A 19,477-nucleotide genomic window follows, 5' to 3' on the forward strand; every position below is an offset into this window, starting at 1 on the left:
TCCGTCGTCGGCAGCGTCAGATGTGTATAAGAGACAGCTCAGGAGCCGTCCGATGACCCGCCTCGTGATCCGTGGTGCCCGCCTCCTCGGCGCCGAGGCGGCCGACCTGCTCGTCGTCGACGGCGTCGTCCGCGAGGTCGGCACCGTCGACGCCCCGGCCGGCGCGGAGGTGCTCGACGCCGACGGCCTCGTCGCGCTGCCGGGCCTCGTCGACCTGCACGTCCACCTGCGCGAGCCGGGTCGCGAGGACGCCGAGACCATCGCCACGGGGTCGGCAGCCGCCGCCGCCGGCGGGTACACGGCCGTCTTCGCCATGGCGAACACCAACCCCGTCACCGACACCGCCGAGGCCGCCGAGCGCGTCCTCGACCTCGGCCGGGCCTGCGGCCTCACCGAGGTCGTCCCCGTCGGCGCGGTGACCAAGGGCCTGGCCGGTGCCGAGCTCGCCGAGCTGGGCCTCATGGCGCGCTCGCGGGCGAGGGTGCGCGTCTTCAGCGACGACGGGCACTGCGTCAGCGACGCCCGCGTCATGCGGCGCGCCCTCGAGTACGTCAAGCCGTTCGGTGGTGTCGTCAGCCAGCACGCCCAGGACCCGCGTCTCGCCGGGCCCGACGCCTGCTGCCACGAGGGTGAGGTCTCCGGCCGTCTCGGCCTGCCCGGCTGGCCCGGCATCGCCGAGGAGTCCATCGTGGCCCGCGACGTCATGCTGGCGCGGCACACCGGCTCGCGGGTCCACGTGGCCCACGTGTCGACTGCCGGCACGGTCGAGGTCATCCGCTGGGCCAAGGCGCAGGGCATCGACGTCACCGCCGAGGTGACACCGCACCACCTGTTCCTCACGACCGACCTGCTCGCCGGCTACGACCCCGTCTTCAAGGTCAACCCGCCGCTGCGCCCCGCCGAGGACGTCGAGGCCCTGCGCGCGGCCGTGGCCGACGGCACCATCGACGCCGTCGCCACCGACCACGCGCCGCACGCCCGCCACGACAAGGAGCACGCCTTCGTCGACGCCGCCTTCGGGATGCTCGGCCTCGAGACGGCCCTGTCGGTCGTCAGCGAGGTCCTCGTGCGCCCGGGGCTGCTGGACTGGGCCGACGTCGCCCGCGTCATGTCGGCCAACCCTGCTCGCATCGGGGGCCTGGCCCACCAGGGGCAGGCCATCGCGGCCGGCGCCCCGGCACACCTGACCCTCGTCGACCCCGACCGCGAGGTCACCGTCGACGCCGCCGCGAGCCGCAGCCGCTCGCGCAACAACCCGTGGCACGGACGAACGTTCCGCGGGGCCGTCGTGACGACGGTCCACGCCGGACGCGTCACCCACGACGTCCGCACCGGCGCGGGCACGGAGCGAGACCCGCGACGAGACACGCAACGACAACTGACGAACGCGACTGGAGCCCACCTGTGACGACCTCGACCCCGCTCACCGTGCCGGCCCGGCAGGGACGCACCCGGCGCCTGCGCGAGCCCGCCGTGCTCGTGCTCGAGGACGGCCGCACCTTCCTCGGCGCCTCCTACGGCGCCGTCGGCGAGACGGTCGGCGAGGCGGTCTTCTCCACCGGCATGACCGGCTACCAGGAGACCCTCACCGACCCGAGCTACCACCGCCAGGTCATCGTCATGACCGCGCCGCACGTCGGCAACACGGGCGTCAACACCGAGGACGACGAGAGCACCCGCATCTGGGCCGCCGGCTACGTCGTGCGCGACCCTGCGATCCGCGCGTCGAGCTGGCGCTCGACCCGTGACCTCGAGGACGAGCTGGCCGAGCAGGGCGTCGTCGGCATCTGCGACCTCGACACGCGGGCGCTCACCCGTCACCTGCGCGAACGTGGTGCGATGCGCGTCGGCATCTTCAGCGGTGGCGCCGCCGACGCTCCGGAGGCCGACCTGCTCGAGGCGGTCCGCCGCAGCCCCGAGATGTCGGGGGCGGCGCTCGCCGCCGAGGTGACGACGGCCGAGCCGTACGTCGTGCCCGCGGAGGGCGAGAAGCGCTTCACCGTCGCGGCCCTCGACCTCGGCATCAAGGCGATGACGCCCCAGCTCATGGCTCGCCGGGGCATCGAGGTGCACGTCCTGCCGGCGACGGCCACCTTCGCCGAGGTCATTGGCGTCGCCGAGGGCGGGCCCGACGGCGTCTTCTTCTCCAACGGCCCCGGCGACCCGGCGAGCGCCGAGCACGAGGTGACGCTGCTGCGCGAGGTCCTCGGCGCCGGCGTCCCGTTCTTCGGCATCTGCTTCGGCAACCAGCTGTTCGGGCGGGCGCTCGGGTTCGGCACGTACAAGCTGAAGTACGGCCACCGTGGCATCAACCAGCCGGTCATGGACCGCACGACCGGCAAGGTCGAGGTCACCGCGCACAACCACGGGTTCGCCGTCGACGCGCCGACCGACCGTGACAGCGACACCCCGTACGGCCGCGCCCGCGTGTCGCACGTGTGCCTCAACGACGACGTCGTCGAGGGGCTCGAGCTGCTCGACGCCCCGGCCTACTCCGTCCAGTACCACCCCGAGGCGGCCGCCGGTCCCCACGACGCCGCCTACCTCTTCGACCGCTTCGTGGAGCTCATGGAAACGAGACAGCACAGCACCGACAAGACGGGAGACCTGTCCTGATGCCCAGGAACGACAGCATCAAGAGCGTCCTCGTCATCGGGTCCGGGCCGATCGTCATCGGCCAGGCCTGCGAGTTCGACTACTCCGGCACGCAGGCGTGCCGCGTCCTTCGCGAGGAGGGCATCCGCGTCATCCTCGTCAACAGCAACCCGGCGACGATCATGACCGACCCGGAGTTCGCCGACGCCACGTACGTCGAGCCGATCACGCCCGAGGTCGTCGAGGCGATCATCGCCAAGGAGCGACCCGACGCGGTGCTCGCGACGCTCGGCGGCCAGACGGCGCTCAACTGTGCGATCGCGTTGCACGACAACGGGGTCCTCGAGAAGTACGGCTGCCCGCTCATCGGCGCCAACGTCGAGGCCATCCAGCTCGGCGAGGACCGCGAGGCCTTCAAGGGCGTCGTCGAGCGCTGCGGCGCCGAGTCGGCCCGCTCGGTCATCTGCCACTCCATGGAGGAGTGCCTCGCCGCCGCCGAGGAGCTGAGCTACCCCGTCGTCGTGCGACCCTCCTTCACGATGGGCGGCCTGGGGTCCGGCTTCGCCTACGACGAGGCCGACCTGCGCCGGATCGCCGGCGCCGGCCTGCAGTACAGCCCGACGACCGAGGTGCTCCTCGAGGAGTCGATCCTCGGCTGGAAGGAGTACGAGCTCGAGGTCATGCGCGACCACGCCGACAACGTCGTCGTCGTCTGCTCGATCGAGAACCTCGACCCGATGGGCGTGCACACCGGCGACTCCATCACCGTGGCCCCGGCCCTGACGCTCACCGACCGCGAGTACCAGCGGCTGCGCGACATCGGCATCGCGGTGATCCGCGAGGTCGGCGTCGACACCGGCGGCTGCAACATCCAGTTCGCGGTCAACCCGGCCGACGGTCGCATCATCGTCATCGAGATGAACCCCCGCGTCTCCCGGTCGAGCGCCCTGGCCTCCAAGGCGACCGGCTTCCCGATCGCCAAGATCGCGGCGAAGATGGCGATCGGCTACACGCTCGACGAGGTGCCCAACGACATCACCCGCGAGACGCCGGCGTCGTTCGAGCCGACGCTGGACTACGTCGTCGTCAAGGTGCCGCGGTTCGCGTTCGAGAAGTTCCCCGCCGCGGACCCGACCCTGACGACGACGATGAAGTCGGTCGGCGAGGCCATGGCCATCGGCCGGAACTTCACCGAGGCGCTGCAGAAGGCGCTGCGCTCGCTGGAGAAGAAGGGCGCCTCCTTCCACTGGGACGGCGAGCTGTCCGAGGCCGCCGCCGAGCGGGCTCTCGAGGAGTCGACGGTCCCGACCGACGGCCGGATCGTCGCGGTACAGCAGGCGCTGCGCGGCGGGATCAGCGTCGAGCGCGTGCACGAGCAGACCGGCATCGACCCGTGGTTCCTCGACCAGATCGAGCTGATCAACGACGTCGCGGCCATGCTCGCCGAGGCCGACGAGCTGACGCCCGACCTGCTCCGGCTCGTCAAGCGCCACGGCTTCAGCGACGCGCAGGTCGCGAGCCTGCGCCGGATGCCGGAGGCCGTCGTGCGCGGCGTCCGCCACGCCCTCGGGGTGCGACCGGTCTACAAGACGGTCGACACGTGCGCCGCCGAGTTCGCCGCCACGACGCCGTACCACTACTCGTCCTACGACGAGGAGACCGAGGTCGAGCCGCGCGAGCGCCCCGCCGTCATCATCCTCGGCTCCGGGCCGAACCGCATCGGCCAGGGTGTCGAGTTCGACTACTCCTGCGTCCACGCGTCGTTCTCCTTGCGCGACAAGGGGTTCGACACGGTCATGGTCAACTGCAACCCCGAGACGGTCTCGACCGACTACGACACGAGCAGCCGGCTGTACTTCGAGCCGCTGACCCTCGAGGACGTCCTCGAGGTCATCCACGCCGAGACGAAGGCCGGACCCGTGGCGGGCGTCATCGTCCAGCTCGGCGGCCAGACGCCGCTCGGCCTGGCCAAGGCGCTCGCCGACGAGGGCGTGCCGATCGTCGGCACCTCGCCCGACGCCATCCACCTCGCCGAGGACCGCGGGGCCTTCGGGCAGGTGCTGGCCAAGGCCGGGCTCATCGCACCGAAGCACGGCACGGCGGTCAGCGCGGACGAGGCCCTCGCGATCGCCCGCGAGATCGGCTACCCGGTGCTCGTGCGCCCCTCGTACGTGCTCGGCGGCCGCGGCATGGTCATCGTCTACGACGACGACTCGCTCGTCACCTACGTCGAGAAGGCCACCGAGGCCAGCCCCGAGCACCCGGTGCTCGTCGACCGGTTCCTCGACGACGCCATCGAGATCGACGTCGACGCGCTCTACGACGGCGAGGACATGTACCTCGGCGGCATCATGGAGCACGTCGAGGAGGCCGGCATCCACTCGGGCGACAGCTCGTGCACCCTGCCGCCCGCGACGCTCGGCGAGGCCGAGCTCGCCCGGGTCCGCGAGGCCACCCTGAAGCTGGCCCAGGGCATCGGCGTCCGTGGCCTCATGAACGTCCAGTTCGCCCTCGCCCAGGACATCCTCTACGTCATCGAGGCCAACCCGCGCGCCTCGCGCACGGTCCCGTTCGTGGCCAAGGCCACGGGCGTCCCGCTGGCCAGCGCCGCGGCCCGGGTCATGCTGGGGGCGAGCGTCGCGGAGCTGCGCGAGGAGGGGCTGCTGCCGCCCACCGGCGACGGTGGCTCGATGCCGGCCCACGCCCCGGTCTCGTGCAAGGAGGCGGTGCTGCCCTTCAAGCGGTTCCGCACCAAGGAGGGCATCGCCGTCGACTCCCTGCTCGGCCCGGAGATGCGCTCGACCGGTGAGGTCATGGGCATCGACCTCGACTTCGGCTCGGCGTTCTCCAAGGCCCAGCAGGGCAGCGGCTCGGCGCTGCCGCGCTCGGGCGCGATCTTCGTCTCGGTCGCCAACCGCGACAAGCGTGCCATGCTCTTCCCGGTCAAGCGCCTCGTCGACCTCGGCTTCACGATCCTCGCGACCACCGGCACCGCCGCGGTGCTCAAGCGCAACGGCATCGAGGCCACCGTCGTCCGCAAGATCACCGAGCGCGGCGAGGGCGACCCGAACGAGCCCTCGATCGTCGACCTCATCGAGGCCGGCGAGGTGCAGATGGTCGTCAACACCCCCTCCGGCCAGGACGCCCGCGCCGACGGCTACGCCATCCGCGCAGCCACGACGAGCGCGGACAAGCCGATCATCACGACGATCGCGACGCTCGCCGCCGCGGTCCTCGGCATCGAGGCGCAGCTGACCGAGGAGGTGCGGGTCAAGTCGCTGCAGGACCACGCCCGCGACCTGGACCTCTACGGCCGCGGCACCAGGATCTCGGGCGACGTTGCCGCACAGGCCGATCCGCAGGACGCCGTGGCACTGACCACTGCCGACCTGCCGACCACGGTCGGGGCCGACGCGTGAGCGCGGCCACCACCGAGCGCGCCCAGCGCTCCCGCGTCACCCAGGAGGTCGCCGAGGTCATCGCGACCCGGCGGGTCGGTGCCTACCAGCACCTGACGCTCGTCGCCCCCGGCGTCGCCGAGCTGGGCCGGCCCGGGCAGTTCGTCGCGCTGGCCGTCGGCGGGGAGTCCTCGGGGACCCTGCTGCGCCGCTCGTTCTCGATCCACAAGGTCAGCCCCAGCGGCACGTACGGCGGCACGGTGGAGATCGTCGTCTCCGCCGTCGGTGCCGGCACGCGCTGGATCGTCGAGCGCCGGCCGCACGACACCATCGACGTCGTCGGTCCGCTCGGCAAGCCCTTCCCGCTGCCCACCGACCCGGTCGCGTGCGTCCTCGTCGGTGGCGGCTACGGCAGCGCGCCCCTGTTCTGGCTCGCGCACGACCTGCGCGAGCGCGGGTGCCACGTCGAGATGGTGCTCGGTGCGGCCGGCGAGGACCGCCTCTTCGGCGTCGTCGAGGCCCGCCGCTCCTGCGACGGCGTCACCGTGACCACCGACGACGGGTCGGTCGGCCAGCGCGGCTGGGTCAGCGACGTGCTGCCCGAGGTCATCTCGCGCACGGGCGCCGCCGTCGTCTACGCGTGCGGGCCCATGGGCATGCTCCGCTCGGTCACCGACGTCGCCGCGGCGCACGGCGCCGTCGCGCAGGTGGCCGTCGAGGAGGCAATGGCCTGTGGCGTCGGCGTGTGCATGACGTGCGTCATGCCGGTCGTCGGCTCCGACGGCCGCGCCCGCATGTCCCGCTCGTGCGTCGAGGGCCCCGTGTTCCGCGGCGACCGCATCCGCTGGGACGCCTTCGAGGGCAACCACGCCCGGGTCCCCGACGACTGCGTCGGCGCCCCCAGGACCGGAGGTCACTGATGGCCGAGTTCACCGTCGAGTCCGCCGCCCACTCCGCCGTCGAGCCCGTCGAGCCCGTCGAGCCCGCCGAGCGGGCGCGGGGGAGCGAGGTGCCGGGCGCCCGGCTCGACCTGTCCGTCGACCTGTCCGTCGACCTCGCCGGACGCCGGCTGCCCAACCCCCTCATGACCGCCTCCGGCTGCGCCGCCAACGGCCGTGAGCTGCACCGCTTCTTCGACGTCGCCGACCTCGGCGCGTTCGTCACGAAGTCGGTCATGGCCGAGCCGCGCTCGGGTCGCGGCACCCCCCGCATGGCCGAGACGCCCTCCGGGATGCTCAACTCGATCGGGCTGCAGGGCCCCGGCATCGAGGCCTTCGTCGACGAGGACCTGCCGTGGCTGGCCTCGGTCGGGGCGCGCGTCCTGCCCTCGATCGCCGGCGGCTCGAGCTCCGAGTACGCCGACGTCGCGGCCACGCTGCGCGCCAGCCGGGCCTTCGAGGCGGTCGTCGGCGTCGAGGTCAACATCTCCTGCCCCAACGTCGCCAACCGCGGGCTGGTCTTCGCGTGCGACCCGCTGGCGTCGGCCAAGGTCATCGCCCTGGTGCGCGAGCAGCTGCCGCGCGACGTCCCGGTGTTCGCCAAGCTGAGCCCCGACGTCACCGACATCGCCGCCATCGCCGCCGCCTGCGTCAAGGCCGGTGCCGACGGCCTGACGATGATCAACACGCTGCTCGGGATGGCCATCGACACCGACCGGATGCGCCCGCACCTCGGCGGCGTCACCGGCGGACTGTCCGGGCCCGGCATCCGCCCGGTCGCGGTCCGCGCCGTCTGGCAGGTGCGCCAGGCCATGCTCGAGGGACGGATGCGCACCGTGCCGATCATCGGCGTCGGTGGCGTGCGCACCGGCCGCGACGCCCTCGAGCTCGTCGCCGCGGGCGCGAGCGCCGTCCAGGTGGGCACCGTGACGTTCAACGACCCGAGGGCCCCGATGCGCGTGCTCCACGAGCTGGCCGACCTGCTCGCCGGTCTCGGCTACGACCGCTTCGAGGACGCCGTCGGCGCCGCGCACGGCCGCTGAGGACCGCCCGTGGCGGCACCCGCATAGAACCCCCCGACGAACGGAGACCGACGATGACGACCGGCTTCGGCGCGCGCCTGCGTGCCGCCATGGACGAGCGCGGGCCGCTCTGCGCCGGCATCGACCCGCACCGCTCGCTCGTCGAGGCCTGGGGGTTGACCTACGACGTCGCCGGCCTCGAGCGCTTCGCGCTGACGTGCGTCGAGGCGTTCGCGGGTCGGGTCGCGGCCGTCAAGCCGCAGTCGGCGTTCTTCGAGGTCTTCGGCAGCCGCGGCATCGCGGTCCTCGAGCGCGTCCTCACCGAGCTGCGCGAGGCCGGGACGCTGACGATCCTCGACGCCAAGCGCGGCGACATCGGCTCGACGATGGCCGCCTACGCCGAGGCCTACCTCGGCAAGGACGCCGTCGCCCCGCCGGACGCCCTCACGGTCAGCCCGTACCTCGGGTACGAGTCGCTGCGCCCGGCCATCGACCTCGCCGAGCAGACCGGCCGCGGCCTGTTCGTCCTCGCCCTGACGTCCAACCCGGAGGGCGCGAGCGTCCAGCACGCGGTGCGCGACGACCGCTCCGTCGCGGGGTCCGTCGTGGCCGGCGCCGCCGCGGACAACGCGGCGGCCGCCGCGCGGGGCGAGCTGGGTCACGTCGGCCTCGTCGTCGGCGCCACCGTCGGCTCGGCGGTCGCCGACCTCGGTCTCGACCTCGTGGCCGCTGCGACACCGGTTCTCGCGCCCGGTGTCGGGGCCCAGGGGGGCACCGTCGAGAGCCTGACGCGCACCTTCGGTCCGGCCCGTCCCCAGGTGCTCGCCGCGTCGAGCCGCGAGGTGCTCGGGGCCGGCCGTCTCGCCGCGCGCGCCCGCGAGGTCGCCGCCACGCTCGTGCCCTGACCTCCGGACGCGCGAGGTCGGGACGCCGCCGCGGTGACCGCCTACGGTGGGGGCATGCGCACCGCCCGCCCCGCCACCCCGACCGTCGCCGCGGCGACAGCCGTGCTCGCGGTCCTCGTGCTCGGCGGGTGCGGCGGCTCGGACACGACGGCGTACTGCGACGCGCTGCGGGCCGCACGGTCCCAGTGGGCGTCCGCGGGCGCGTCTCTCGCCGACCGGGCGGCGGCGACCCGCTTCGTCGCGAGCGTGCGCACCATCGAGGCGGCCGCCCCCGACGACGTCCGCTCCGAGTGGACGACGCTGCGGGCGTTCTTCGAGAAGTTCGCCGTCGACCACCCCGACCTGGCGGGGCTGACCACGCAGATGGCCTCGTACCAGGCGACGGCCAAGAAGATCGAGACGCACGCCCGCGAGACCTGCGACGTCGACCTGTCGCAGTGATCGCGCGCAGTCCCGCCGGTGACCCGTGGGCGACCCGCCGGCGACCCGCCGTCCGCCGGGGGCCCGCGTTGCGGGCCGCACGGGCGGCTCGCTAGGTTCGGGCGGAAAGACACGAGGACACGGGGGGCGCAGGACGCGTCACCCCGCTGCAGGCAGGAGACCGGACACCGTGGCGCTTCCACCGCTCACCCCCGAGCAACGGGCTGCGGCCCTCGAGAAGGCCGCGGCCGCGCGACGGGAACGGGCCGCGGTCAAGAACCGGCTCAAGTACTCGAGCGGCTCGCTCTCCGAGGTGCTCGAGGACGGCCGGACGGACGCGGTCATCGGCAAGATGAAGGTGACCGAGCTGCTGGAGTCGATGCCGGGCGTCGGCCGCGTCCGGGCCCGGGCGATCATGGCCGAGGTCGGCATCGCCGAGTCGCGGCGCGTCCGGGGCCTCGGCGCCAACCAGGTGGCCGCGCTGCTCAAGCGCTTCGAGAAGCCGTGATGGACGGGGACAGCGCCCCCACCACCGCCCACACCGCCGACACTCCTGACACGAGCGACACCACCGACTCCACCGACACCACCGCGGCTGCCCGGCGCGGCCGGCTGACCGTCCTGGCCGGGCCCACCGCGGTGGGCAAGGGCACCGTCGCCTCGTACGTGCGCACCCACTTCCCGGGAGTGTGGTTCTCGGTCTCGATGACGACCCGGAAGCCGCGCCCCGGCGAGGTCGACGGCGTGCACTACCACTTCGTCGACGACACCGAGTTCGACCGGCTCGTCGCGGCCGGCGAGTTCCTCGAGTACGCGGTCGTGCACGGAGCCGCCAAGTACGGCACGCCTCGCGGTCCCGTCGAGCGCGCCATCCGGGAGGGCCGCGACGCGCTCCTCGAGATCGACCTGCAGGGCGCGCGCCAGGTGCGCGACAGCTGGCCGGCGGCGCTCTTCGTCTTCCTCTCCCCGCCGAGCTGGGAGGAGCTGGTCCGCCGGCTCGTCGGACGCGGCACCGAGAGCGAGGCCGAGCGGGACCGCCGGCTCACCACCGCGCGGGCCGAGCTGGCCGCCCAGTCGGAGTTCGACGAGGTCATCGTCAACGACGACGTTCGGCGCGCGAGCGAGGAACTCGTATCATTGATGAGATCGGGGCCCGCCGAACGGTGAGCCCCGACCCTCGCGTGCCCCGCCAGGCAGGCACGCGCCGATCCCCGAACGAAACGAGATCACCGTGTCCGGTACCCAGGCTGCTCCCATCGGCATCACCAACCCGCCGATCGACGACCTGCTGACCGCCGCCGACTCCAAGTACGCGCTCGTCATCTACTCGGCCAAGCGCGCCCGTCAGATCAACGCGTACTACTCGCAGCTGCAGGAGGGCCTGCTCGACTACGTCGGCCCGCTCGTCGAGACCGAGGTCCACGAGAAGCCGCTGTCGATCGCGCTGCGCGAGATCAACGAGGGCCTGCTCACGTCCGAGCCCACCGAGGGCTGACCGCCCCCGTGAGCGCGTCGACCGGCGGCGCCCCGCTGCGCGTCGTCCTCGGCGTCAGCGGCGGCATCGCCGCGTACAAGGCGTGCGCGCTGCTCCGGCTGTTCGCCGAGGCCGGCCACGACGTCACGGTCGTGCCCACCGCGGCGGCGCTGCGCTTCGTCGGGGCGCCGACGTGGTCGGCGCTGTCGGGCAAGCCGGTCTCGACCGAGGTGTGGACCTCGGTCCACGAGGTGCCGCACGTGCGCATCGGCCAGTCCGCCGACCTCGTCGTCGTCGCGCCGGCCACGGCCGACGTCCTCGCCAAGGCGGCCCACGGGCTCGCCGACGACCTGCTGACCAACACCCTGCTCACGGCGCGCTGTCCGGTCGTCTTCGCCCCGGCCATGCACACCGAGATGTGGGAGCACCCGGCCACGCGCGCCAACGTGGCGACGCTGCGCTCACGCGGCGTCCACGTCATCGAGCCTGCGGTCGGGCGCCTCACCGGGGTCGACTCCGGCGCCGGGCGGCTGCCCGAGCCCGAGGACATCTACGCCGCGTGCCTCAGGGTCCTCGGCGGCGTCGCCACCCTCGACGCCGACGCCGGGGCCGATGCCGCTGCCGATGCCGCCGACGTCGCCTCCGCCGACGGGTCCCTCGTCGGACGCCGCGTCGTCGTCTCCGCGGGTGGCACCCGCGAGCCGCTCGACCCGGTCCGCTTCCTCGGCAACCGCAGCTCCGGCAAGCAGGGGCTGGCCATCGCGCGGTCCGCCGCCGCCCGCGGTGCCGAGGTCGTCCTCGTCGCCGCCAACGTCGACCTGCCGGTGCCCGAGGGCGTGGACGTCGTCCGGGTCGGCACGACGCTCGAGATGCGCGACGCCGTCGCCACGGCCGCGCGCGGGGCGGACGTCGTCGTCATGGCCGCGGCGCCCGCGGACTTCCGGCCGGCCACGGTCAGCGACAGCAAGATCAAGAAGGACCCTGCCGCACCGGGCGCCGGTGGCCTGACCGTCGAGCTCGTCGAGAACCCCGACATCGTCCGCGGTCTCGTCGCCGACCGTGACGCCCGCGGCGACACCCGTCCGCTCGTCGTGAGCTTCGCCGCCGAGACCGGTGACGCCGACGGTTCGGTCATGGACCACGCGCGCGCCAAGTTCGCCCGCAAGGGCAGCGACGTCCAGGTCGTCAACGAGGTCGGGACCGACACGACGTTCGGCAAGGACGACACGACCGTCCACGTGCTGCGCCGCGGCACCGAGGACGTCCTGACGATGGGACCGGCCGGCAAGGACGTCGTCGCCGACGCCCTCTGGGACACCCTGACTCCGCTGATCCGCTGACGGTTAGACTCACGCAACACGCCCGCGCCACGAGCCCCGCCGACCGGGCCACACCACCCGCACCCGAGCCAGGGAGAGCCAGTGTCCGCACGTCTGTTCACGTCCGAGTCCGTCACCGAGGGACACCCGGACAAGATCTGCGACCAGATCAGCGACTCCGTCCTCGACGCTCTGCTGCGGGTCGACCCGCAGGCCCGGGTCGCCGTCGAGACGATGGTGACGACCGGCCTCGTCCACGTCGCCGGTGAGGTGTCGACGACCGGCTACGTCGAGATCCCGCAGCTGGTCCGCCAGACCATCCTCGAGGTCGGCTACGACGGCTCGCAGAAGGGCTTCGACGGGCGCACGTGCGGCGTGTCGATCTCCATCGGCGCGCAGTCGCCCGACATCGCCCAGGGCGTCGACACCGCGCACGAGAACCGGCACGGTGGCATCGATCCTCTCGACAAGCAGGGCGCCGGCGACCAGGGCCTCATGTTCGGCTACGCCTGCGACGACACCCCCGAGCTCATGCCCCTGCCGATCTTCCTGGCCCACCGCCTCGCCGAGCGCCTGACCCAGGCCCGCAAGAGCGAGGAGCTGGCCTACCTGCGTCCTGACGGCAAGACCCAGGTCACCATCGCCTACGAGGGTGACAAGGCGGTCCGGCTCGACACCGTCGTGCTCTCGACCCAGCACGCACCGGACGTGTCCCTCGAGGGCATGCTCGAGCCCGACATCCGCGAGCACGTCTTCGCGCCCGTCCTCGAGGAGCTCGCCGCGAGCGGCACCGACCTCGACACGTCGAGCTTCCGCGCCCTCATCAACCCGACGGGCCGCTTCGAGATCGGTGGCCCGATGGGTGACGCCGGGCTCACCGGCCGCAAGATCATCGTCGACACGTACGGCGGCATGGCCCGCCACGGCGGTGGCGCCTTCAGCGGCAAGGACCCGAGCAAGGTGGACCGCTCTGGCGCGTACGCCATGCGCTGGGTGGCCAAGAACGTCGTCGCGGCCGGGCTCGCCCGCCGCTGCGAGGTGCAGGTCGCCTACGCCATCGGCAAGGCCCAGCCCGTCGGCCTCTACGTGGAGACGTTCGGCACCGAGACGGTGCCGGTTGACTCCATCCAGCAGGCCATCGGAGACGTCTTCGACCTGCGCCCCGCCGCGATCGTCGACGCCTTGGACCTCCTGCGCCCCATCTACAAGCCGACCGCCGCCTACGGCCACTTCGGCCGCACCAAGGCCGACGGCGTCGACAACGCCTTCACCTGGGAGCGCACGGACCGTGTGGACGCCCTGAGGGCCGCCGTCTCCGCCTGAGGCTAGATTCGCCCTCGTGGGCGACGAACCGACGAACGACCAGTCGCAGCGACCGGCCTCCGGGCCGGTCGCTGCGGTCGTCGTTGAGACGCCGCTGGCCCACCTCGACCGGCTCTTCGAGTACGCGGTCCCCGAGGAGATGGACGACGACGCCGTGCCGGGCGCGCGGGTCCGGGTCCGCTTCGCCGGGCGCGACCTCGACGGTTTCGTCGTCGAGCGTCGCGCGGCACCCGAGCACGACGGCCGGCTCGCGCCGCTGCGCCGGGTCGTCAGCCCCGAGCCGGTCCTGACGCCAGAGGTCCTCGCGCTGTGCCGGGCCGTCGCCGACCGGTACGCCGGCACGCTGAGCGACGTCCTGCGCCTCGCCGTCCCCAAACGGCACGCCACGGCCGAGCGGGCCCTCGCCCTCGAGCCCCCGCCGGCCGACCCCGTCGGCGCGCCGGAGCCGGGGCCCTGGTCGGCGTACCCGGCGGGCCCGGCGTGGCTGCGCCGGCTCGCGGCCGGTGAGGGTCCGGCCGCGGCGTGGACGGCTCTGCCGGGGCGGGTCCCCGAGCAGGACTGGGCGGCGGCGCTCGCCACCGCCGCCGCGACGGCGCTCGCGGCCGGCCGGGGGTCGCTGCTCGTGGTTCCCGACCACCGCGACGTCGACCGGCTCGACGCGGCGCTGACGGCAGCCCTCGGTGCCGGCCGGCACGTGCGCCTCACGGCCGACCAGGGGCCGCAGGCCCGGTACACCGCCTGGCTCAAGGTGCTGCGCGGCCACGTCCGCGTCGTCATCGGCACGCGCGCGGCGGCCTTCGCGCCGGTCCGCGACCTCGGTCTGGTCGCGTGGTGGGACGACGGCGACGACCTGCTCGCCGAGCCGCGCGCCCCCTACCACCACACGGGCGTCGTGCTCGGCCTGCGCGCCGCGGCGACGGGCGCGGCCCTGCTCACCGGCGGGTTCGCGCGGAGCCTGCGCGTCGAGGCGGCCCTGGAGTCCGGAGCACTGGTTCCGGTCGAGCCGGGGCCCGGGTGGCGAGGCGCCGTCCCCCGCGTCACCGTCGCCGGGGAGGGCACCGACGAGGAGCGCGACGGCCCGGCCGCGCGGGCCCACCTGCCGGCCCGCGCCCACCGCGTCGCCAAGGACGCGCTCGTCGACGGACCGGTGCTCGTCCAGGTGCCCCGGCGCGGGTACCTGCCCTCGCTCAGCTGCGCGGAGTGCCGGACGCCGGTCCGGTGCGGGCGCTGCCGCGGCCCGGTGGCCCAGGGCGCCTCGGGGGCGGCGCCGGGGTGCCGCTGGTGCGGGCTCGTCGTCGCGCCCGGCACCTTCCGCTGCGTCGAGTGCGGGTCGCCTCGGCTGCGTTCCTCCGTCACGGGCGCCCGGCGCACGGCCGAGGAGATCGGCCGCGCGTTCCCCGGCGTGGGCGTCCACACGTCGGGCTCGGGCGAGGTGCTGCGGGCCGTCGGTCGTGAGCCCTCCCTCGTCATCGCGACGCCCGGTGCCGAGCCGGTCGCCGAGGGCGGCTACACCGCGGTTCTGCTCCTCGACGCGTGGGCCAGCCTCGACCTGCCCGTGCACGACGCGCCCCTCGAGGCGCTGCGCCGGTGGACCGCGGCGGCTGCCCTCGCCCGCGAGGGCCGCGCGGTCGTGCTCTGCGGTGTGCCCGACGGTGTCGCCCTGCCGGCGGTCGAGGCCCTCGTGCGCTGGGACCCGGGCTGGCTCGCCGGGCGCGAGCTCGCCGACCGGCGCGAGCTCGGCCTGCCGCCGGCCGCGCGCGTCGCGCAGCTGACCGGCACGCGACGCGCGCTGGAGGAGGCCCTCGAGCAGGTCGACCTGCCCGCATCGGCGCAGGTCCTCGGCCCGGTGCCGCTGCTGGGGGCGGTCGCCCAGCGGCGGGGCGCGGCCACCGACGGCGACGCCGACCGCCGGCCGAGCGACCACCACGTCCTCGTGCGTGTCCCGTCCGCCGACACCACCGAGCTGACGCGGGCCCTGCTCGCCCTCAAGGCCTTTCGGTCGGCGCGCAAGGAGCCCGAGGTCGTCACCGTACGCGTCGACCCCGTCGACGGGTGGTGAGCACCACGGCCGCCGACCGGCGCCGGGGACCGAGCCGGCTGGCAGAGTGTGCCCCATGCCGTCCACGCCGCCGTCGCGCGACCTCGACCTCGTCCTCTTCGGCGCGACCGGCTTCGTGGGCGCGCTGACCGCGGCACACCTGGCACGGCGCGCCGGCGAGGAGCCCGGTGAACCCGTCCGCGTCGCCCTGGCCGGGCGCTCCCGCGAGCAGCTGGAGGCGCTGCGTGTCGAGCTGTCGGGGATCGACACCGCGGCTTCACGGTGGGAGGTCGTGGCTGTCGACGCTGTCGACGCTGCCGGGCTGAGGGTCCTCGCCGCCCGGACGCGGGTGCTCGCCACGACCGTCGGCCCCTACGACGCCCACGGGCGCGAGGTGGCCCGGGCCTGCGCCGAGGAGGGCACCCACTACGCAGACCTCACCGGCGAGGTGCTCTTCGTGCGCTGGTCCCTCGACGGGCTCGATGCCCTGGCCCGCGGCACCGGGGCCGCGATCGTCCACGCGTGCGGCTTCGACTCGATCCCCTCCGACCTCGGGGTGCTCCTCACGGCGCAGCGAGCAGCGGCGGACGGGGAGGGCACGCTGGCCGACGTCACCCTGCGGGTGCGGTCGATGAAGGGCGGGCTCTCCGGCGGCACCGTCGACTCGGTCCGCCGCCAGGCGATCGCCGCCCGGGCCGACGCCGGCGTCCGACGGGTGCTCGCCGACCCGTACGCGCTCAGCCCCCGCCGCGCGGACGAGCCGGCCAGCGGCAACGGGCGACGACCCGGCGCCCTGGGGCGGCTGCGCAAGCTCGTGCCGGTCGACCGCGACCCCCGGAGCGGTCGGTGGAACGGACCGTTCGTCATGGCCTCGTTCAACACCCGGATCGTGCGCCTGTCGAACACCCTCACCGACTGGTCGTATGGGCGCGGCCTGCGCTACCGCGAGGTTGTCGACGTCGGGCGCGGCCCGCTGTCGCCCCTCGTCGCCGCGGTCCTGGGCGTCGGTCTCGTGGGTGGCCTCGCCGCGCTGTCGTTCGCGCCGACGCGAGCCGTGCTCGACCGCTTCCTGCCGCGGCCCGGGGAGGGACCCGGAGAGGCGCAGCGCGCGGCCGGGCGGTTCCGGATGGACCTCCACGCGACGACGACGACCGGGGCGCGGTACCTGACCCGAGTGGCCGCACCGTTCGACCCCGGGTACGGCGGGACGGCCGTCATGCTCGGCGAGGCGGTCCTCGCGCTGGCTTGCGACGACGGGCTTCCGCGACGCACCGGGGTGTCCACGCCTGCCACGGCTCTGGGGGAACGCCTGGCCGAGCGCCTCCGCGAGCAGGGTTTCACGTTCGAGGTGCGTCGGTCGTCCTGAGCGTGACCCCCAAAGAGATGCTTGACGGTGAGCCCGGGAGCGCGTCATGCTCCCAAGCATGTCTTTGGAGCAGAAGCGGATCAGCGAGCTCCGCGCGACCGCACACCCGCTGCGGCTGCAGATGCTCTCGCTGCTCACCGGTGCGGAGCTGAGCGCCGCGGAGGTGGCCCGCGAGCTCGACGTCACCCAGGCCAACGCCAGCTACCACCTGCGGCTGCTCGAGTCGGCCGGCCTGCTCGAGGTGGCCGGCGAGGAGACCGTGCGCGGAGGCCGGGCCAAGAAGTACCGGCACCCGTGGGACGCGCCCGTCGCGCGCCCGGAGGCGACCCGCGAGGAGGACCGGCTCGCGTACGTGCGCGTCCTCGCGGACATGATCCCGCGGCGGTTCCTCGAGCGTCAGCAGGGTTCGCCGGGCCGCTTCACCGACGCCGACCTCTGGGTCGAGCCGGGGGTGTGGGACCGCGTCTGTGCCCTCGTCGACGAGGCCAGCACCCTGCTTCACGCATCAGCCAGGCCGCCGCGCACCGAGGGCACGGTGCGGGCGGCGCTGTCCGTGGCCGCCTTCCGGCTGCGGGTCGAGGACGACACCGGGGACGACACCGAGGACGACAGCGGGCGGCAGGAGGAGGCATGAGGCTGCGGCAGTCGCTCGGCGCACTCGGCGACCGCCGGTTCGCCTGGTACTTCACGGCCCGCACCGTCTCGACCGTGGGGTCCGTCATGGCGCCGGTGGCGCTGGCCTTCGCCGTCCTGCACGTGGACGAGTCGGCCGGGGCGCTCGCGCAGGTCCTCGGGGCACGGACGCTCGCGATGGTCGTCTTCCTCCTCGTCGGCGGGGTCGTCGCGGACCGGTTCTCGCGCGTCACCGTCCTGCAGGCCTCGCACGCGCTGACCTTGCTGACCCAGGCGGCGGCTGCCGTCCTCGTCGTCAGCGGGCACGCGACGCTGACGCAGCTGACCGTGATCGAGGCCCTCAACGGGGCCGTGTCGGCGTTCACGATGCCGGCGATGATGGGCATCGTGCCGCTCGTGGTCGAGCGCCCACGGCTCCAGCAGGCCAACGCGCTGCTGTCGTTCAGCCGCAGCGGCCTGGCCGTCGTCGGGCCGGCGGTGGCCGGTGGGCTCGTCGTGTCGGTCGGGCCGGGCTGGGCCCTCGCCGTCGACGCCCTGACGTACGCGGTGGCCATCGTCTGCCTCGCCCGGGTCCGGCTGCCACGGACCGACGCCGCCGCACGGCCGGCCAGTCCTCGATGGTGCGCGAGCTGCGGGAGGGCTGGAGCGAGTTCAGCGGCCGCCAGTGGCTCTGGGTCGTCGTCCTCGTCTTCGGCGTCCTCAACGCGATCCACGTCGGTGCGGTGGGGGTGCTCGGCCCGCTCGTGGCCACCTCCGACCCGGCGATCGGCGAGGCCGGCTGGGGCATCGTCCTGTCCGCCGAGGCCCTCGGCACCGTCATCATGACGGTCGTCATGATGCGGCTGCGGCTGCCGCACCCGCTGCGGGCCGGCATGCTCGCCATGACGGCCCTCGCGGTCCCGATGGCGATGCTCGGGCTCGCCCCGTCCCTCGTGGCCGTGGCGCTCGGCTTCCTCGTCGCCGGCGCGGCGGTCGAGGTCTTCGGCGTCGGCTGGTCCACGGCCCTGCACGAGCACGTGCCCCTCGCGGTGCTGTCCCGCGTGTCGAGCTACGACGCGCTCGGGTCCTTCGTCGCGATGCCGGTCGGCACCTTCCTCTACGGCTGGCTCGCCTCGGTCGTCGACCTCGAGGCGCTCCTCGTCGGCAGCGCCGTCGTCTACCTGGTCGTCGCGCTGTCCGCGCTGCTGTCACGCGCGGTCCGCGACCTCGGACGCGACGACGCCCCCGACACGAAGGTCGAGGGCGCCGCCACCGGGGCCCGCGCGTCGGCGTGACGCGTCGGGCGTGGTCCGGATCAGCGGATGGTGACGCCGTTGTGCGCGGCCATCACCCGCTGCAGGGACCGCGAGTCGACGAGCGTCGGGTTCGACGAGCTCTGGTGGCCCCAGCCGTAGGAGTAGTCCATGACCGGCGTCGGGACGAGCCGGCGCCACTCGGCGAGCATCGCCTGCATCTGCGTGGCCGTCGGCAGTCGGTAGTAGCCGCCGGCGATGTTCTGCTGGCCGAAGGTCTGGAACACCGGCACGATCGCCCCGAGCGGGATGCCCGCGCCACGGGCGGCGGTGACCTTCTCGCGGATCTTCGTCACCGGGCAGGTGGGGGAGGCCGTCGAGCACGGGTACGGGTCGAGGCCGACGAGGTCGACGTGGCTGGCCGCCGGTCGGAACGGCTTGTAGTCGGCGATCTTCGACAGGACGATGAACGACTTCTGCGTGCCGCGGCTGCGGTAGCGGATGTAGTCCGCACGGCTCGCGAGGGCGGCCGGCCCCCGCGGGCAGGCGGAGATGTGCGGCTCGTCGGACAGGTAGTAGCCGAACACTCTCGGGTTGGCCGCGAGCCGGTCGACGGTCGCGCGGAACGTCGCGTCGGCCGGCGTCGGGCACTTCTGGCCGAGCCACACGAGGCCTTGGACGCCGCTCGGCAGGCTCGCGACACCCGACGGCCCGGTGTCGAACACCGTGTAGCCGAGCGCGCGAGGTGCGGTCGAGCCGTGGAGGTTGGTGATGAAGCTGTCTCTTATACACATCTGACGCTGCCGACGACGGA

At 73.9% G+C, this 19,477-nt stretch carries 18 protein-coding genes; 17 read left to right on the forward strand and 1 reads right to left on the reverse strand.

All coding sequences use genetic code 11. The annotated features are described in order from the left end of the window. Positions 1-52: 52 nt before the first annotated feature. From ACR9ZK_RS14095 to ACR9ZK_RS14175, 17 genes are all read left to right on the forward strand, one after another. Positions 53-1,408 carry a dihydroorotase gene (locus ACR9ZK_RS14095; protein ID WP_481342584.1) on the forward strand — a complete coding sequence of 452 codons (1,356 nt, stop codon included), beginning with the start codon at positions 53-55 and terminating at the stop codon, positions 1,406-1,408. Between the two features lie 20 nt (positions 1,409-1,428). Next, entirely contained in the window at positions 1,429-2,616 is a 1,188-nt protein-coding gene (gene carA, locus ACR9ZK_RS14100; protein ID WP_481342585.1) for a glutamine-hydrolyzing carbamoyl-phosphate synthase small subunit, read from the forward strand. Continuing rightward, a complete protein-coding gene (carB, locus tag ACR9ZK_RS14105) occupies positions 2,616-6,014 on the forward strand; it encodes a carbamoyl-phosphate synthase large subunit (protein WP_481342570.1) in 3,399 nt (1,132 codons plus the stop codon). Before carA ends, carB begins: the two co-directional genes overlap by 1 nt. After that, positions 6,011-6,913: a dihydroorotate dehydrogenase electron transfer subunit gene (locus ACR9ZK_RS14110; protein WP_481342571.1), complete on the forward strand. Its 903-nt coding sequence runs from the start codon at positions 6,011-6,013 to the stop codon at positions 6,911-6,913. Before carB ends, ACR9ZK_RS14110 begins: the two co-directional genes overlap by 4 nt. Beyond that, entirely contained in the window at positions 6,913-7,974 is a 1,062-nt protein-coding gene (locus ACR9ZK_RS14115; protein WP_481342572.1) for a dihydroorotate dehydrogenase, read from the forward strand. The genes ACR9ZK_RS14110 and ACR9ZK_RS14115 overlap by 1 nt, the downstream gene beginning before the upstream one ends. Positions 7,975-8,027: 53 nt before the next feature. After that, positions 8,028-8,858, forward strand: coding sequence for an orotidine-5'-phosphate decarboxylase (pyrF, locus tag ACR9ZK_RS14120; protein WP_481342573.1), 831 nt, complete (start codon positions 8,028-8,030; stop codon positions 8,856-8,858). Positions 8,859-8,912: 54 nt separating this feature from the next. Further along, complete coding sequence (locus tag ACR9ZK_RS14125) at positions 8,913-9,299, forward strand: hypothetical protein (RefSeq protein WP_481342574.1); 387 nt, start codon at positions 8,913-8,915, stop codon at positions 9,297-9,299. 169 nt (positions 9,300-9,468) lie between these two features. Continuing rightward, on the forward strand, positions 9,469-9,786 hold the full coding sequence (gene mihF / locus ACR9ZK_RS14130; protein WP_481342575.1) for an integration host factor, actinobacterial type: 318 nt from the start codon (positions 9,469-9,471) through the stop codon (positions 9,784-9,786). Then, complete coding sequence (gene gmk / locus ACR9ZK_RS14135; RefSeq protein ID WP_481342576.1) at positions 9,786-10,445, forward strand: guanylate kinase; 660 nt, start codon at positions 9,786-9,788, stop codon at positions 10,443-10,445. Before mihF ends, gmk begins: the two co-directional genes overlap by 1 nt. A 64-nt stretch (positions 10,446-10,509) precedes the next feature. After that, complete coding sequence (gene rpoZ / locus ACR9ZK_RS14140) at positions 10,510-10,773, forward strand: DNA-directed RNA polymerase subunit omega (protein WP_323101854.1); 264 nt, start codon at positions 10,510-10,512, stop codon at positions 10,771-10,773. 35 nt (positions 10,774-10,808) lie between these two features. After that, positions 10,809-12,092, forward strand: a complete 1,284-nt coding sequence (locus ACR9ZK_RS14145; RefSeq protein ID WP_481342586.1) for a bifunctional phosphopantothenoylcysteine decarboxylase/phosphopantothenate synthase — start codon at positions 10,809-10,811, stop codon at positions 12,090-12,092. Positions 12,093-12,173: 81 nt separating this feature from the next. Next, on the forward strand, positions 12,174-13,394 hold the full coding sequence (gene metK, locus ACR9ZK_RS14150; RefSeq protein ID WP_481342577.1) for a methionine adenosyltransferase: 1,221 nt from the start codon (positions 12,174-12,176) through the stop codon (positions 13,392-13,394). A gap of 16 nt (positions 13,395-13,410) precedes the next feature. Continuing rightward, positions 13,411-15,453 carry a primosomal protein N' family DNA-binding protein gene (locus ACR9ZK_RS14155; RefSeq protein ID WP_481342578.1) on the forward strand — a complete coding sequence of 681 codons (2,043 nt, stop codon included), beginning with the start codon at positions 13,411-13,413 and terminating at the stop codon, positions 15,451-15,453. Positions 15,454-15,508: 55 nt separating this feature from the next. Next, positions 15,509-16,798, forward strand: a complete 1,290-nt coding sequence (locus ACR9ZK_RS14160) for a saccharopine dehydrogenase family protein (RefSeq protein WP_481342579.1) — start codon at positions 15,509-15,511, stop codon at positions 16,796-16,798. A gap of 58 nt (positions 16,799-16,856) precedes the next feature. Further along, a complete protein-coding gene (locus ACR9ZK_RS14165; protein ID WP_481342580.1) occupies positions 16,857-17,432 on the forward strand; it encodes an ArsR/SmtB family transcription factor in 576 nt (191 codons plus the stop codon). Continuing rightward, entirely contained in the window at positions 17,429-18,256 is an 828-nt protein-coding gene (locus ACR9ZK_RS14170) for an MFS transporter (protein ID WP_481342581.1), read from the forward strand. Before ACR9ZK_RS14165 ends, ACR9ZK_RS14170 begins: the two co-directional genes overlap by 4 nt. Continuing rightward, complete coding sequence (locus ACR9ZK_RS14175) at positions 18,175-18,705, forward strand: MFS transporter (protein WP_481342582.1); 531 nt, start codon at positions 18,175-18,177, stop codon at positions 18,703-18,705. Before ACR9ZK_RS14170 ends, ACR9ZK_RS14175 begins: the two co-directional genes overlap by 82 nt. Before the next feature lie 20 nt (positions 18,706-18,725). Here ACR9ZK_RS14175 and ACR9ZK_RS14180 read toward each other — a convergent pair. After that, positions 18,726-19,477 (reverse strand): hypothetical protein (locus ACR9ZK_RS14180; RefSeq protein ID WP_481342583.1); only part of this gene is annotated, 752 nt, incomplete at its 5' end.

The organism is Monashia sp. HAY1-5C, assembly GCF_056755255.1.